General features: G+C 69.2%; 11 protein-coding genes. 3 read left to right on the top strand and 8 right to left on the bottom strand.

The annotated features are described in order from the left end of the window. Positions 1–45: 45 nt before the first annotated feature. Complete coding sequence (gene argE, locus BLO63_RS07625) at positions 46–1,209, top strand: acetylornithine deacetylase (protein WP_091438457.1); 1,164 nt, start codon at positions 46–48, stop codon at positions 1,207–1,209. A 66-nt stretch (positions 1,210–1,275) separates the two neighbouring features. Here argE and BLO63_RS07620 read toward each other — a convergent pair whose 3' ends face one another. The 3 genes from BLO63_RS07620 to BLO63_RS07610 form a co-directional block, all read right to left on the bottom strand. Next, positions 1,276–2,316, bottom strand: coding sequence for an Hsp33 family molecular chaperone (locus tag BLO63_RS07620; RefSeq protein ID WP_091438454.1), 1,041 nt, complete (start codon positions 2,314–2,316; stop codon positions 1,276–1,278). Positions 2,317–2,481: 165 nt separating this feature from the next. Beyond that, complete coding sequence (gene argF, locus BLO63_RS07615) at positions 2,482–3,420, bottom strand: ornithine carbamoyltransferase (RefSeq protein WP_091438449.1); 939 nt, start codon at positions 3,418–3,420, stop codon at positions 2,482–2,484. Then, entirely contained in the window at positions 3,417–4,625 is a 1,209-nt protein-coding gene (locus tag BLO63_RS07610) for an aspartate aminotransferase family protein (protein ID WP_091438443.1), read from the bottom strand. The genes argF and BLO63_RS07610 overlap by 4 nt, the downstream gene beginning before the upstream one ends. A 640-nt stretch (positions 4,626–5,265) precedes the next feature. Between BLO63_RS07610 and BLO63_RS07605 the strand changes: the two genes are divergently transcribed. Together BLO63_RS07605 and BLO63_RS07600 are read left to right on the top strand one after the other, a co-directional pair. Further along, positions 5,266–5,769, top strand: coding sequence for a GcrA family cell cycle regulator (locus tag BLO63_RS07605; RefSeq protein ID WP_091438440.1), 504 nt, complete (start codon positions 5,266–5,268; stop codon positions 5,767–5,769). A gap of 100 nt (positions 5,770–5,869) precedes the next feature. After that, positions 5,870–6,634, top strand: a complete 765-nt coding sequence (locus tag BLO63_RS07600; RefSeq protein WP_091438437.1) for a M48 family metallopeptidase — start codon at positions 5,870–5,872, stop codon at positions 6,632–6,634. Between the two features lie 60 nt (positions 6,635–6,694). Here the strand turns inward: BLO63_RS07600 and BLO63_RS07595 are convergent, their stop codons facing one another. From BLO63_RS07595 to BLO63_RS07575, 5 genes are all read right to left on the bottom strand, one after another. Continuing rightward, entirely contained in the window at positions 6,695–8,953 is a 2,259-nt protein-coding gene (locus tag BLO63_RS07595) for a transglycosylase domain-containing protein (RefSeq protein WP_244517719.1), read from the bottom strand. A gap of 98 nt (positions 8,954–9,051) precedes the next feature. Further along, the gene (locus BLO63_RS07590; RefSeq protein ID WP_091438431.1) at positions 9,052–11,844 is read right to left on the bottom strand and encodes a [protein-PII] uridylyltransferase; all 2,793 of its coding nucleotides are present in this window, start codon (positions 11,842–11,844) and stop codon (positions 9,052–9,054) included. Positions 11,845–12,103: 259 nt separating this feature from the next. Continuing rightward, the gene (locus tag BLO63_RS07585; RefSeq protein WP_091438427.1) at positions 12,104–12,715 is read right to left on the bottom strand and encodes a PRC-barrel domain-containing protein; all 612 of its coding nucleotides are present in this window, start codon (positions 12,713–12,715) and stop codon (positions 12,104–12,106) included. 135 nt (positions 12,716–12,850) lie between these two features. Further along, the gene (locus BLO63_RS07580) at positions 12,851–13,327 is read right to left on the bottom strand and encodes a hypothetical protein (RefSeq protein ID WP_091438425.1); all 477 of its coding nucleotides are present in this window, start codon (positions 13,325–13,327) and stop codon (positions 12,851–12,853) included. A 248-nt stretch (positions 13,328–13,575) separates the two neighbouring features. Then, positions 13,576–14,901 carry a sensor histidine kinase gene (locus BLO63_RS07575; protein WP_091438422.1) on the bottom strand — a complete coding sequence of 442 codons (1,326 nt, stop codon included), beginning with the start codon at positions 14,899–14,901 and terminating at the stop codon, positions 13,576–13,578. Positions 14,902–14,911 lie beyond the last annotated feature (10 nt).

The following is a 14,911-nucleotide window of genomic DNA, read 5'->3' as shown; positions in this document are numbered from 1 at the left end:
GCATAAGCCGGTATGCTGGCGCTCACTTCGCGACGGGGATTCTCCATGCTGGCCGTACTTACGACGACCGAGGAACTTCTGGCCTATCTGGTCGCCTTCGACACGACGAGCCGCAATTCCAATCTCGATCTCATCGCCTTCGTGCGCGACTACCTCGCCGCCTTCGGCATTGAGAGCGTCATCGTGCCGAGCCCCGAGGGCGACAAGGCCAGCCTGTTCGCCACCATCGGCCCGGCCGGTGTCGGCGGCGTGTGCCTCTCCGGCCATTCCGACGTGGTGCCGGTGGAAGGCCAGCCCTGGAGCACCGACCCCTTCACTCTGACGCCCGATGGCGACCGGGTGTATGGGCGCGGCGCCTGCGACATGAAGGGCTTTCTGGCCTGCTGCCTCGCCATGGTGCCGCAGATGGTGGCGGCGCCGCTGGCGACGCCGATCCATCTGCTGGTGTCCTATGACGAGGAAATCGGCTGCACCGGCGTGGTGCCGGCGGTGCGCCGGCTGGGGGTGGACCTGCCCTTGCCGCGCGCCTGCATCGTCGGCGAGCCGACATCGATGCGGGTGGTGGACGCGCACAAATCCGGCCTCGCCTATGTCACCACCGTGACCGGCCGGGAGGCGCATTCCTCCATGCCGCAGCTCGGCGCCAACGCCATCTTCGCCGCCGCCGCGCTGATCGGCGAACTCGACCGCATCCGCGCCGAGCTGATCGCGGCCGGCGACCCCACAGGCCGCTTCGACCCGCCCAGTTCCACGGTGCAGGTGACGGTCGTGAACGGCGGCACCGCCGGCAATATCGTGCCGCGCCAATGCGCGCTGCGCTGGAATGTGCGCGGCCTGCCGGGCTTCGACGAGGACGCGCTGCTGGAGCGCTTCGAGCGCTTCGGCCGCGAGCAGGTGCTGCCCGGGCTGCTGGAGACGGCGCCGGACGCGGCGATCACCACCGAGTTCATCTACAAGGTGCCGCCGCTCAGCCCCCAGACCGGCTCGGAGGCGGAGCTGCTGGCGCTGCGCCTCGCCGGCCAGAACCGCACCTATACGGTGGCCTATGGCACCGAGGGCGGGCATTTCCAGGCCCAGGGCATCCCCACCATCGTCTGCGGGCCGGGCTCGATCGACCAGGCGCACAAGCCGGACGAGTATATCGAAATCAGCCAGCTGCGCGCCTGCGAGCGGTTCCTCACCGGGCTGATCGCGGAGTGCGTGGGGTAGGAGGCGCCGTTAGCGGAAATCCCCGGGCGGCGCCCGGGGATGAGGTGACGCGAAGGCGCGGTAGGGTCAGCCCTGCGCCGCGCCGTCGCCGGCCTCTACGTCCACGATCTCCTCGGCCTTGAAGTCGTAGGTGCGGCCGCAGAACTCGCAGGTGACGCCGATCTTGTCGTTTTCGACCAGGCTGGTGCGCTCTTCCGGGGTGAAGCTGGCGAGCACGTTCATCACCCGCTCGCGCGAGCAGGAGCATTTGGCGACCACGTTCTCGGTCTCGAACACCCGCACGCCGCGCTCGTGGAACAGGCGGAACAGCAGCCGCTCGCTGGAGAGATCGGCATCGACCAGCTCGACATCCTCCACCGTGGCCACCAGCGACAGCGTCTCGACCCAGGAATCGTCCTCCTGCGCCTCGGGCAGATCGGTGCCTTCCGGGGCGTCGCCGGGATGCAGGTCGACCGGGCGCACCCGCCCGCCCTCGGTGGGCAGGAACTGCACCATCAGCCCGCCGGCGCGCCAGGAAGACGGGGCGCCGCCCGGGTGCATCTCCTCCGCCACGGCGAGGCGCACGCGGGTGGGGATCTGCTCCGACTGGGTGAAATACTGGTGCGCGGCCGCTTCCAGCCCACCGCCTTCCAGCGCGACGACGCCCTGGTAGCGGTTGACGCTCAGCCCCTGGTCGATGGTCATGGCGAGATGGCCATGGCCGAGCAGCGCGCCGCTGTCGAAGCCGGCGCCGGTGGGCAGGCCGGCCTGCATCGCCTCCAGCCGCTCCAGATCGAAGCGGGCATAGGCGCGCACATCCTGCGGGGCGGTGAAATCCACCACCAGCAGGTCGACCGGCCCGTCGGTGCGGGTCTGCAGGATGAAACGGCCCTGGATCTTCAGCGTCGAGCCGAGCAGCACGGTGAGCGCCACCGCCTCGCCGAGCAGGCGCTTGACCGCGGCGGGATAGTCATGATGGGCGAGCACGGCATCGAGGCTGCTGCCAAGACGCACGACGCGCCCGCGCACATCGAGCCCGTCGATGTGGAACGGGGTGACGCGGTCATCGACCGCGCGCGGATCGGGGCCACGGGTGGCGGGGGAGGGAGAAGAGGAATGTGTTGTCATGTCGCCCGCCCATATAGGAGCGCCGCCGGGAATGTGCGAGGGGGCCGGAGGACGCCCCTTCATGTGCTGTCATCCCGGACGGCCGCAGGCCGATCCGGGACCGGCTTCAGGATGGAAAGCGATCCCGGCTCGAAACTGCGCTTCGGCCGGGATGACGGCCCGAAGCTATGCCACCGCGCCTTCCAGGCACCAGGCGAGGATGCCCTTCTGCGCGTGCAGCCGGTTCTCCGCCTCGTCGAACACCACCGATTGCGGGCCGTCCATCACCTCGTCGGTGACTTCCTCGCCGCGATGGGCCGGCAGGCAGTGCATGAACAGCGCGTCCTTGGCGGCCCGGCGCATCAGCGCGCCATTGACCTGATAGGGCTTGAGCAGATTGTGCCGGCGCTCGGCCTCGGCATCGCCCATCGACACCCAGGTGTCGGTGACGACGCAGTCCGCGCCCTCCACTGCCGCCTCGGCGGCGTGGCCGAAGCTCACCTTGGCGCCGGTCTCGCGCACCCAGTTCACCAGCGCCGGGCGCGGGGAAAGCTCCGGCGGGGTGGCGACGTTCAGCGCGAAGTCGAAGCGCTGGGCGGCGTGCACCCAGGACACGAGCACATTGTTGGCGTCGCCGGTCCACGCGACGGTGCGACCCGTGATCGGCCCGCGATGCTCCTCGAAGGTCAGCACGTCCGCCATCACCTGGCAGGGATGGGAGTCGCGCGTCAGGCCGTTGATGACGGGCACGGTGGCGTGCTCCGCCAGCTCGGCCAGCGCGGCGTGGTCGAGGATGCGGATCATGATCGCGTCGACATAGCGCGAGAGCACGCGGGCGGTGTCGGCGATGGTCTCGCCGCGCCCGAGCTGCATCTCGGCGCCGGTCAGCATGATGGTGTCGCCGCCGAGCTGGCGCATGGCGACATCGAAGGAAATGCGCGTGCGGGTGGAGGGCTGGTCGAACACCATCGCCAGAACTTTGCCGGCGAAGGGCTTTTCCAGCGCCACTTCGCGGCGGCGGCTCTTGAGGTCTTTCGACAGCTCCATCAGCGCGCGCAGCTCGCCGGCCGGCAGCTGGTCGAGATCGAGGAAATGCTTCACGGCGCCCGGGTTCATCGCGTTCATGCGGCCGCTCCCTTTGCGGTGTCGGCCTTCAGGCCCTGCTCGATCCGCGCGCAGGCGGCGTCGAGCTTCTCGAATGCGGCGTCGATCTCGGCCTCGCCGATGGTCAGCGGCGGCAGCAGGCGCACGACATTATCTGCCGCCGACGGGGCGAGCATGCCCTCGGCCCGCATGGCGGCGATGAGCTCGGTGTTCGGCACCACGGTGCGCAGGCCGAGCAGCAGGCCCTCGCCGCGCACCTCGGCGATCACTGCCGGGTGGCGGTCCTTCAGCTCGGCCAGGCGCTGGCGCAGCCTGGTGGAGGTGGCGAGCACCTGGTCCATGAAGCCATCGGCCAGCACCACGTCGAGCACCGCATTGGCGACGCTCATCGCCAGCGGGTTGCCGCCATAGGTCGAGCCATGGGTGCCGGCCGTCATGCCCTTGGCCGCCTCCTGGGTGGCGAGGCAGGCGCCGACCGGGAAACCGCCGCCAATGCCCTTGGCCACCGCCATGATATCGGGCGTGATGCCGGCCCATTCATGGGCGAAGAACTTGCCGGTGCGCCCGACGCCGCACTGCACCTCGTCGAGGATCAGCAGCAGCCCGTTCTCGTCGCACAGCGCGCGCAGTTCGCGCAGGAAGCCCCAGGAGGCGGAACGCACGCCGCCCTCGCCCTGCACCGGCTCGATGAGGATGGCGCCGGTCTCGGGGCCGATCGCCGCCTTCACCGCCTCGATGTCGCCGAACGGCACCTGGTCGAAGCCGGGCATGGCCGGGCCGAAGCCCTCCAGATATTTCGCGTTGCCGCCGGCGGCGATGGTGGCCAGCGTGCGGCCGTGGAAGGCACCCTCGAAGGTGATGATGCGGGCGCGCTCGGGCCGGCCATTGGCGGAATGGTACTTGCGCGCCATCTTGATCGCGCATTCCAGCGCTTCCGCGCCGGAATTGGTGAAGAACATGGTGTCGGCGAAGGTCGCTGCGACAAGGCGGGCGGCCAGACGCTCGCCGCCTTCGATGCGGAAGAGATTGGACAGGTGCCAGAGCTTACCGGCCTGCTCGGTCAGCGCCGCGACGAGATGGGGATGGGCATGGCCGAGCACATTCACCGCGATGCCGGCGGTGAAATCGAGATAGCGCTCGCCGTCCCTGGTGAACAGCCAGGCGCCTTCGCCCCGCTCGAAGACGAGGTCGACACGATTATAGGTCGGCAGGATGGGGGTGATCACCGCGCCCCTCCCTCTCTCAAGCTTGAGGCGCCCCCGATCGGTCTGCGCCTGCCCCAAAACGAAACGTGCCGCCCTTGCGGGGGCGGCACCCGATGGCGGCAATTCTAGCGATTGCAGGCCTGTGGTCAATATTGGGCCGGCAGGGCGGGGCGCGAATTGCCGCTGGGCCGGATGGGCGTGCGGCAGGGGCGGTCCTGCCGAGGAAGCGGGGTGCGGATGGATCGGCCCGGCGCCGATCCGCCTTTGGTCGGGAACGCTGCGCCGGCCTTGTCGCGGCACCGGCGAGGGGCCACACTCCCGGCTAACAAGCGGCGAGAGACGGCGCGGTTCCCCGGTCTCGGATGCGCCGGCCGGCGCAGTGGTACCCGGTGGCGCGGCGCCCTGTCCAGCCAAGTGCTTGATGCGACTCCGCTTCACAGGGGAGTGTTGCAACGCGGACTCTAGCTGGGGAAAACGATCGTTTCGGCCCTGAACCTACTCGCTCCGAGTCCGCGCATATTGTAGCCTCCCCCCAGTGAGATACGACATCTCGTGCGGCGGCAATTCCCTGGTGGCGTTTGCGGGCGTTGGGTTCGGCAAGTTGGACTTGCCGGAGGGGTGAGGGATTCCGCCTCCCGGTCGGCACGAAGGAGGCCATGCGATGAACTGGACGGACGAGCGCGTCGAGCTGCTCAAGAAACTCTGGTCGGAAGGGCTCTCGGCGAGCCAGATCGCGGCAGAGCTTGGCGGCGTCACCCGGAACGCGGTCATCGGCAAGGTGCATCGGCTTGGCCTTTCCGGCCGCGCCAAGGCTGCCGCGTCGCCGGCGCCCCGCCCGCGCAAGCCGCGTCCCGCCACCAGCGCCCAGGTCATGCGGCCGATGGTGCAGGGCAACACCGCGCTGGCGCCGGTTGTCGAGGCCGTTGTGGAGCCCGAGCCCGAGGTCGCTTCCGACCCGGTCGCCAAGGTGATCCCGATGGGCGAGCGCTGCACCATTCTCGACCTGACCGAGTTCACCTGCCGCTGGCCGGTGGGCGATCCCGGCAAGGGCGATTTCCATTATTGCGGCAGCCGCTCCAAGACCGGGCTGCCCTATTGCGCCTATCACGCCCGCATCGCCTACCAGCCGGTGCAGGACCGCAACCGGCGGCGCCTGGCGCGCTGAGGCGCGCCCGCATCGCCTGATGGGCGGGTGAAGGACGGGCTGGCGCCTGCGTGCCAGACGGTGCCATAATTGGGACCAACTTTCCCGGCCCGGTCGCCGCATGCTGTTCCGTGCCCTGCAATCCTCCCGACGCAAGATACCGGCCGCGCCTGAGCCCGGCCATTTCACGCTGCGGCTGACGGCCGAGGAGGTCGTAGTGCAGCTGCGCCGCAACCCGCGCGCCCGGCGCTACACGCTGCGGGTCCGCGCGGCGACGCGCGACGTGGTGCTGACCGTTCCGGCGCGTGGCACGCTGCCCGAGGCGCTGGACTTCGCCCGTCGCCATGCCGGCTGGGTGGAGGTGCGCCTCGCCCGCCTGCCCGAGCGCGTGGCCTTCGCCCCCGGCGCGCTCCTGCCGCTGCGCGGCACTCCGCACCGCATCATTCATCGACCCGGCGCGCGCGGCACGGTGTGGACCGGCAGCGAGGACGGGGAGGCGGCGCTCTTTGTCGCCGGCGACGGCGCGCATGTGGCCCGGCGGGTGGGCGATTTCCTCAAGCGGGAGGCGCGGCGCGATCTGGTGGAGGCGGCGCAGCGCCATGCAAGCGCGCTCGGCGTCAGCCTCGCCCGCGTCACCCTGCGCGACACGGCGAGCCGCTGGGGTTCCTGCTCCGGCGCCGGGGCGCTGTCCTTCTCCTGGCGGCTGATCCTCGCCCCGCCCTCGGTGCTGGATTATCTCGCCGCCCATGAGGTGGCGCACCGGCGCGAGATGAACCACGGGCCCCGCTTCTGGGCGACGGTGGACGCGCTGTTCCCCGAACGTCACGCCGCCGAGGCCTGGCTCAAGACGCACGGCGCCGGGCTGCACCGCTACGGCGCGGAATAGTCCGGCCGACGATCCCGGCTCTCGCTGCGCGCGGCCGGGATGACGGGAAAGGGGCCAGCCTCAGCCGTTGCCGAACAGCTTGTCGAGCAGCCAGTTGTCGAGGCTCGGGCGCGGGGCGGCGGGAGCGCGCTGCGGGCCGCCGGTGACGACCGGCTCCTCCGGCACCACACCCGGCGGCAGCTGGCCGCCGGCGACGGGGGCGGCACTGTCGGTGCCGGGCAGGGCGACGACGGGCTGGCCCGCATGCGCCGCCTTCATCACCTGGCTCCAGATGTCCACCGGCAGGCCGGAGCCGCCGGCCTTCCTGGTCGGCGAGGAATCGTCATTGCCGAGCCAGACGCTGGTGACGAAGCGGCCGGTATAGCCGACGAACCAGGCGTCGCGGTAATCCTGGCTGGTGCCGGTCTTGCCGGCCGCCGGCCAGCCCGGCAGATCGGCGCGGCGGGCGGTGCCGGTGACGAGCACCTCCTGCATCATCCGGTTCATCATCGCCACATGCGGCGGCGCCATCACCATGCCGCGCCCGGCCTCGGCATAGGCGTAGAGGATGGTGCCGCTCTTGTCGCGCACCCGCTCGATGATGTGCGGGGTGACGCCGACGCCGCCATTGGCGAAGGGCGCATAGGCGCTCGCCATCTCCAGCACCGAGACTTCCGAGGTGCCGAGGGCGATGGAGGCGTTGGCCTCCAGCTTGGAATTGATGCCGAGGCGATGGGCGGTCTTCGCCACCTCGTCCGGCCCCACTTCCATCGCCAGCCGCACGGAGACGGTGTTGAGCGAGAGCGCCAGCGCGGTCTTGAGGTCCACCGCGCCGCGATATTCCCGGGAGAAGTTCTCCGGCTTCCAGCCCTTGAGCTGGATCGGCGCGTCGGCGCGCACGGTCTCGGGCGTCAGGCCGCGCTCCATGGCGGTGAGATAGACAAAGGGCTTGAACGACGAGCCGGGCTGCCGGCGCGCGGTGACGGCGCGGTTGTACTGGCTCTCCTCATAGGAGCGCCCGCCGACCAGCGCCCGCACCCCGCCGCCGGTGTCCATCACCACAAGCGCGCCCTGCTCGACGCCGAGCTTCTTGCCGGACTTGGCCAGCGCGTCCTTCAGCGCCTTGTCGGCGGCGCTCTGCAGGGCGGGGTCGAGCGTGGTCTGCACCACCAGGTCCTGCGTCACCGGGCCGACCAGCGTCTTCACCTGCTCCAGCACCCAGTCGGCGACATAGCCATAGGAATCCGGCCCCTGCGCCTTGGCGACGGTGGCGGGGCGGGCCAGCGCCGTCTGGCGCATTTCCGGGGTGATGAAGCCGGCTTCCTGCATCGCGCCCAGCACCACTTCGGCCCGGGCCTGCGCGCCCTCAAGGTTGCGGGTGGGGGCGAGCGCCGAGGGCGATTTCACCAGCCCGGCCAGCATGGCGGCCTGCGAGAGCGTGACCTGCCGCGCCGACACGCCGAAATAACGCTGCGCCGCCGCCTCCACCCCATAGGCGCCGGCGCCGAAATAGACGCGGTTCATATAGAGTTCGAGGATCTCGTTCTTGGAGTATTTGGCCTCCAGCCAGATGGAGAGGATCAGCTCCTGCACCTTGCGCGAGAGGGTGCGCTCCTGGGTGAGGAACAGGTTCTTGGCCAGCTGCTGGGTCAGGGTCGAGCCGCCCTCGCGCAGCCGCCCCTGCGTCAGGTTGACGACGACGGCGCGGGCGAGACCCAGCGGGTCGAGGCCGAAATGCGAATAGAAGCGGCGGTCCTCGATGGCGACGAACGCCTGCGGCAGATAGGGCGGCAGCGCCCGCAGCGGCACATTGGTGCCGCCCATCTCGCCGCGCGTGGCGATCGCCTGCCCGTCCGCGCCCTGGATGATGACGGTGGGCGGGCGGTCGGGAATGGCCAAATTCTGGATCGGCGGCAGCTGGCTCGCCTCATAGAAGACGAGACCGACAACGCCGATGGCCGCCCATAGGCCGAGCACCACGCCCCAATAGACCAGCCGGCCGATGAGGCCGCGCCTGGGCGGGCGGCGGCGCCCGCCGCCACGGCCGGTGCCGCGAGGGCGCTCATCGTCCTGTCGGCGGCTGCGGCCCTTCCTCGCCACGCGTGGCTCGTCCTCCCAATCGGCTTCCTCGGCCTCTTCCCATTCGTCATGGCGGCGGCGGTTGACGCGCGGCGGCGGCAGCGCTTTCGGAGGCGCCTTGCGGTTGCGGGCGCGCTCACGCTCCAGCGGCGCGGTGGGAATCGTCGGGCGGTCGTCGGCATTCAGGCGCAGGTCGCCGTCGAAGCCGGGCGTGCCCAGCACCGGCTCGCGCCTCTCCCTGTTGCCGCGTCGTCCGAACATGACCCTCCGCCCCTGCGGGCACCTGATGTTGAGCCGGTAAACGAACTCTAAATCAGGGCTTTTAAGCGGGGGTTAAGGGGCCATTTCGGGAAGGGGCCTCACGCCGCATTGGCCTCGTCGTCGGCGTCGAGCACCTGGAGCAAAGCGCGGCGGATGGCGGAGTGGCGGGCGGCGCCCATGATCTTCGCCCCCATCAGGTCGGTGACGTAGAACACGTCCACCGCCCGCTCGCCGAAGGTGGCGATATGGGCGGAGGCGATGTTGAGGTTGAGCCGCGAGAGGGTCTGGGTCAGCCCGTAGAGCAGGCCAGGCCGGTCGAGGCCGGATACCTCGATCACGGTGTGGCGGTTCGACCAGGAATTGTTGAGCGTGACCTCGGGCTCCACGGTGAAGGCGCGCGGGCGCTTCGGGATGCGGCGGGCCACCACCTCGGGCAGCTTGATCTCGCCGGCCAGCGCCTTCTCGATCGCGCCGGCGATGCGGTCGGCGCGGCGCACCTCATCCTCGTCCTGCTCGAAGGCGCGGGTGAGCGAGATGGTGTCGAGCGCCCGCCCGTCCGTGGTGGTGCTGATCTGCGCGTCGACGATGTGCGCCCCGGCGCTGGCGCAGGCGCCGGCGATCACCGCCAGCAGCTTGGGATGGTCGGGGGCGAACACGGTCAGCTCGGTGATGCCGCGCTCAGGGTCGGTCTTGGCCCGGGTGGCCAGCGCCTTGCCCTGTTCCTCGGTGTCGCGGATGAAGCGCGCATGCTCCATCTGGTGCACGCGGTCGGTCTGCAGCCAGTAGGTCGGGTAGTGGCGGCCCATATAGGCGTCGAGCGCGGCGGCGTCCCAGCCGGTGAGGGCGGTGCGCAGCTCGGCCTGGGCGCGGGCGACGCGCTGGTTGCGGTTGCTCTCGGAGAAGCCGCCGGTGATGACCGGCTCGGTCTCGTGATAGAGCGTGCGCAGCAGCTGCGACTTCCAGTTGTTCCACACCCCCGGCCCGACGGCGCGGATGTCGGCGGTGGTGAGGATGAGCAGCAGCTTCATCCGCTCCAGATTCTGCACCACGGCGGCGAAGTTCTCGATCGTCTTGCGGTCGGAGAGATCGCGCGACTGGGCGATGGTCGACATGGTGAGGTGCTGCTCGATCAGCCAGGCCACGGTGTCGGTGTCGACCGGGCTGAGGCCGAAGCGCGGGCACAGGCGGCGGGCGACGCGGGCGCCGGCGATGGAATGGTCCTCCGGCCGGCCCTTGGCGATGTCGTGCAGCAGCACCGCGATATAGAGCAGCTGGCGGTTCTTGATCGTCGGCATCAGCTCGTTGGCGAGGCCGTAATCGGGCCGGTCGCCGCGCTCGATGCGCGAGAGCGCGCCGATGGAGCGGATGAGATGCTCGTCCACCGTGTAGGAATGGTACATGTTGAACTGCATCATCGCGACGATGCGGCCGAATTCCGGGATGAAGCGGCCGAGCACGCCGGTCTCGTTCATCCGCCGCAGCACGATCTCCGGCGTCTCCTTCGAGCACAGGATCTCGACGAACAGCCGGTTGGCCTCCGGGCTCTCGCGCAGATTGTGGTCGATGAGCTTGAGCGAGCGGGTGGCGAGGCGCATCGCGTCCGGGTGGAAGTTCAGCCCGTGCTTGCCGGCGAGATGGAAGATGCGGATGAGGTTCAGCGGATCGCGGCCGAAGGCGCTGGCATCGGCGACGTTGATCCGGTCATTGTCGACGATGAAATCGGCGCTTTCCTTCAGCGTGCGCCGGCCCGAGCGGCGCAGCCGGGCGATCATCCGGTCAAGCCGCGGCACCGGCTTGTCGTGGCGTTCCTCCAGCGCGGCCGAGACGATGGCGGTGAGATCGCCGACATCCTTGGCCACCAGGAAATAGTGCTTCATGAAGCGCTCGACATCCTTCAGCCCGGGATGGGCGAGATAGCCGAGGCGCTCGGCCATTTCGCGCTGCAGGTCGAAGGACAGGCGCTCTTCCGCCTTGCCGGCGAGAAAGTGCAGGTGGCAGCGCACCGACCAGAGGAAATTCTCGCAGCGGCGGAAGATCTTGGCTTCTTCAGGCGTGAACACGCCCTTGGCCACCAATTCGCGCGTCTCATGCACGCGGTAGACATATTTGGCGATCCAGAACAGCGTGTGCAGGTCGCGCAGGCCGCCCTTGCCGTCCTTCACATTGGGCTCGACCACATAGCGCGACTGGCCGGCGCGCTTGAGCCGCTCCTCGCGCTCGTTCAGCTTGGCGGCGACGAATTCGACCGCCGTGCCCTGCACCACGTCCCTGTCGAAGCGCTCGACCAGCTCGTCGAACAGCTTGCGCTCGCCGATCAGCAGCCGGGCCTCCAGCAGCGAGGTGCGGATGGTCATATCGCCGCGCGCCTGGCGGATGCACTCATCGACCGAGCGGGTGGCGTGGCCGACCTTCAGCCCCATGTCCCACAGCACGTAGAGGATCGCCTCGGCGACGCTCTCGCCCCAGGCGGTCTGCTTATAGGGCAGCAGGAACAGGATATCGGTGTCCGAGCCCGGCGCCATCAAGCCGCGGCCATAGCCGCCGACGGCGACGATCGCCATGCGCTCGGAGGTGGAGGGGTTGTCGGAGGGGTAGAGCGTCTTCACCGCCAGCTCGTGCACCAGCGTGATGATCTCGTCCTGCAGCCGCGACAGCCGCTCGGCGCAGCGCCGGCCGGAGCCTTCCACCATCAGCCAGCGCTCGGCGACCTGGTGGCCGTGCTGGTAGGCGGTCTTCAGCCGCCGCGCCAATTGCGTGCGCAGCTCGATCTCGCGGCCGGGTTGTCCCTTGTCGAGCACCTCGCGCGCAAGCGTGCCGAGTTCGACGCGCATGGCGTCGATGTCGAACAGGTCCTTGAAGGGATGGTCGAGGCGGCGGCGGGGTTCGGTCATGGCAGGGTCCGGCTGGTCGGATACCCGCTTTACCCGATCCGGCGCGCGCCGTCATCGTGCGCTGCCAGAAGCGAAAACGAGACATGCCCGGCGCGAGGGCCGGGCAGAGCTTTTAACGAGACATGGCCGGCGCGAGGGCCGGGCAGAGCCTTTAACGAGACATGCCCGGCGCGAGGGCCGGGCATGTCCATCCTGACGGCACGGCGGACGCCGGCGGTCGCTACATGAGGGCCGCGCGGGGCGGCCGAACCGTTAGGTGTCAGTTGGTGGTCGCGCCGGTGGTCCCGGTGGCCGTGCCGGTGGTGCCGGTGTTGGCGTCGGAACGCACCTGCTCCAGGCTCTTGAACTCCGGCGCCGCGTTCAGCTCTTCCTTGGTGAGCGTGACCACGATCTTGTCGCCATCATCGGTCGGGGTGGCGGTCAGCGAGTCGAAGGACACCGCCACCGGCTTGGCGCCAAGACCGAGGAAGCCGCCGACATCGATCACCACGGCAACGATGCGGCCGTCGCGCTCGACGAGCACGTCGCTGATCGAGCCGAGATCTTCGTCATTCGACGTCACGACCTCGCTGCCGTTCAGGTCCGAGCCGAGCCACTGGCCGGAGCTCTGGGCGCTGACGAATTTCGGCTTGGCGGGGTTGCCCATCGCCGAGCTGGCCGGGGCCATGCTGTCGGTCGAGCCGGCGGTGCCGGGGGTCGGGGTGGTCGCGGGCATCTCGGCAGCCGGGGCCTGCGGGTTGCCCGCATCCGGCTGCACCGGGCTGGCGGCCGGCGGCGTGGTGGTCTGCGGGGCCGGGCTCTGGGCGAAGGCGACCGCCGGGGCGAGCGCCAGGGCAGCGGCGGCGGTGAGTGTCGCAAGCTTGCTGGTCATCGTCTTCTCCGTCGTGTTTTCGAGATTTCGTAAATCAGATCGACTGTTCGATCATCCGTAGAATAAACGAACCAGGTTGGCAGAAGTTCCGTCTACTCTTTGATTTGCGTTAAAAGGTATAGAGTTAAGTCGACCTCAGCCGCGGCCGATCATCGAGGCGTCGGCGACGCAGACCGTCAGCTCTTCGGTCGATAGACTGTGCTTTGTTACGCCAAGTGCCGAAAGACAGCCCTTCGGCGTGCGGGTGGCGCGGCTCGGCGCCACGGGGCCAGGTTCCGGCAGATTATTGACGATGGCCGGCGCCGGCGTGGGCATCGCTGCGGGCGCGCGGGCCGGAACGATCACCGCCGGGGCCGGCGAGGCGGCGGCCGGGCGCGGTGCCAGATCGAGGCGGGAGCTCTTGGCGGTGCGGTTGACGAGATGCGCCTGCACCGCGCCCTGGCCGGGCTGCATCATGGGGCCGAAAGCCTCGATCGCCACGACCTGGGGCGCCACCCGCGTCATCGAGCCGGTGGCGAGGGCGCCGGCGGCGAGCGGCACCATGAGGGCGACGCCGGTCACGGCGCCGAGAAGATAGGCGGAACCTTTGAAGATGCTGTCGATGCCCGTCATCACGGCGTCCCCTTCCGGCTGAGGTCCGCAGGCAGCCGCCATCGGCACGACGACGTGAACCACGCCGCCGCCGGAGCTTGTCCGCAGACGCTTTCTTCGGTGAAAATCGGACGGCGACACTGTTCGCCGTCGTCTTAAGGTTAATGCGCGGGAAGGGTTTGCGTTCCCGCCGGCGATCACGTTTCGGTGCGCGGGCGGGGCGACTGTGGATCCCTGGGGCACGGGCCCCGTGCGGTCAGCGAGGGATTTCAGCGGTCCGGGATCAGATGGCTCTCGGGCACGCTGACCGAGCAGACGAGGCCGGACGGAGCAAAGTCGAGATCCACCGTCCCATCAAGAGCGCGGGCGAGGTTGCGCTCGATCACCAGCGAGCCGAAGCCGCGGGCGGCGGGCTTTGTCACGTGAGGGCCGCCGCGTTCGCGCCAGGAGAGTTCGAAGCCGCCGCCGGCTTCCGGCGTGCGCCGCACCCAGGTGATGTCGACATGGCCTGTGGGCACCGACAGCGCGCCATATTTGGCGGCATTGGTGGAAAGCTCGTGGATGGCGAGACCGATATTCTGCGCCGCTTCCGGCTTGAGAAACAGGTTCGGGCCCTTGATGGTGAACTGGCTGTTCTCGCGGTCGAGATGATGGCCGAGCTGCGAGCGCACCATGTCGGCGAGCGAGGCGCCGTACCAGCTCTCCTGCACCAGCAGATCGTGCGACTTGGACAATGCCTGCAGCCGGGCGCTGAAGATTTCCACGAAACCGTCGATCGAGCCGGCATGCCGGGCGGTCTGCCGGGCCATGGCCTGGATCACCGCCAGCAGGTTCTTCGAGCGGTGGGTCAGTTCGCGCATGAGAAGGCGCAGATGCTGCTCGTTCTCCTTGCGGTCGGTGACGTCGACGGCGGCCCCCGTCAGTCCCACCGTGGTGCCGGCGAGGTCGCGCAGCGGATCGATATGGATGTCGTACCAGCACTTGCGGCCGGCCTCCTCGATCTCGATCTCGCCCTTGCGCGAGGATGAGGTGCCAAGCGCCTCGCCCTTCAGCAGGGTCAGAGTCCGGGCCTGCCCCTCGCCGAGCAGATCGGCATCGGTGGAGCCGAGCACCTGCTCGACGGGAAAGCCGAAGAGCGGCTTGCTGACCGAGGTGTAGCGCAGGTCGCGATCCTGGGTGAAGATGGCGACATTCGAGCCGCGCAGCGCCATCTCGTAGCGCTGCAGGGCGGTGGCCAGCTCAAGGGTGAGCCGGCGCTGCTCGCTGACCGCGTGGCGGGGCGTCGGCATGTCGATCAGCGCGGCGAAGTTCGACCACAGCGCCACCGCCCCGACGAGGTTCAGCGACGCAATGCCGATGCGCACGCCCATCGGCAGCAACGGGAAGGTGTTGCCAAAATCGAAGATGACGAGCAGCGACAGCAGGCCGAACATCAGCACCAAGGTTGCCAGAAGCAGGCCGAGGAGCCGGGTGCGGAGGGCGAGATTACGGCGCAGGTGCAGAAGGCGCACGAGCCCCACGAAAATCGCCAGCGACGACAGGACCGTGATCCAGCGTGCCGCGTTGTCGACGAGAGCAATATCGAGCAGGGGCATTTATCTGCGC

It is taken from the genome of Ancylobacter rudongensis (assembly GCF_900100155.1).
Lineage (GTDB): Bacteria > Pseudomonadota > Alphaproteobacteria > Rhizobiales > Xanthobacteraceae > Ancylobacter > Ancylobacter rudongensis.
Note: the sequence above shows the minus strand (reverse complement) of the source record. Positions and strands in the feature narration are given on the sequence as shown.

Coding starts and splice junctions, on each gene's coding strand:
- argE (WP_091438457.1), top strand. CDS start 46: ATGCTGGCCGTACTTACGACGACCGAGGAACTTCTGGCCTATCTGGTC.
- BLO63_RS07620 (WP_091438454.1), bottom strand. CDS start 2,316: ATGACAACACATTCCTCTTCTCCCTCCCCCGCCACCCGTGGCCCCGAT.
- argF (WP_091438449.1), bottom strand. CDS start 3,420: ATGAACGCGATGAACCCGGGCGCCGTGAAGCATTTCCTCGATCTCGAC.
- BLO63_RS07605 (WP_091438440.1), top strand. CDS start 5,266: ATGAACTGGACGGACGAGCGCGTCGAGCTGCTCAAGAAACTCTGGTCG.
- BLO63_RS07600 (WP_091438437.1), top strand. CDS start 5,870: ATGCTGTTCCGTGCCCTGCAATCCTCCCGACGCAAGATACCGGCCGCG.
- BLO63_RS07595 (WP_244517719.1), bottom strand. CDS start 8,953: ATGTTCGGACGACGCGGCAACAGGGAGAGGCGCGAGCCGGTGCTGGGC.
- BLO63_RS07590 (WP_091438431.1), bottom strand. CDS start 11,844: ATGACCGAACCCCGCCGCCGCCTCGACCATCCCTTCAAGGACCTGTTC.
- BLO63_RS07585 (WP_091438427.1), bottom strand. CDS start 12,715: ATGACCAGCAAGCTTGCGACACTCACCGCCGCCGCTGCCCTGGCGCTC.
- BLO63_RS07580 (WP_091438425.1), bottom strand. CDS start 13,327: ATGACGGGCATCGACAGCATCTTCAAAGGTTCCGCCTATCTTCTCGGC.
- BLO63_RS07575 (WP_091438422.1), bottom strand. CDS start 14,901: ATGCCCCTGCTCGATATTGCTCTCGTCGACAACGCGGCACGCTGGATC.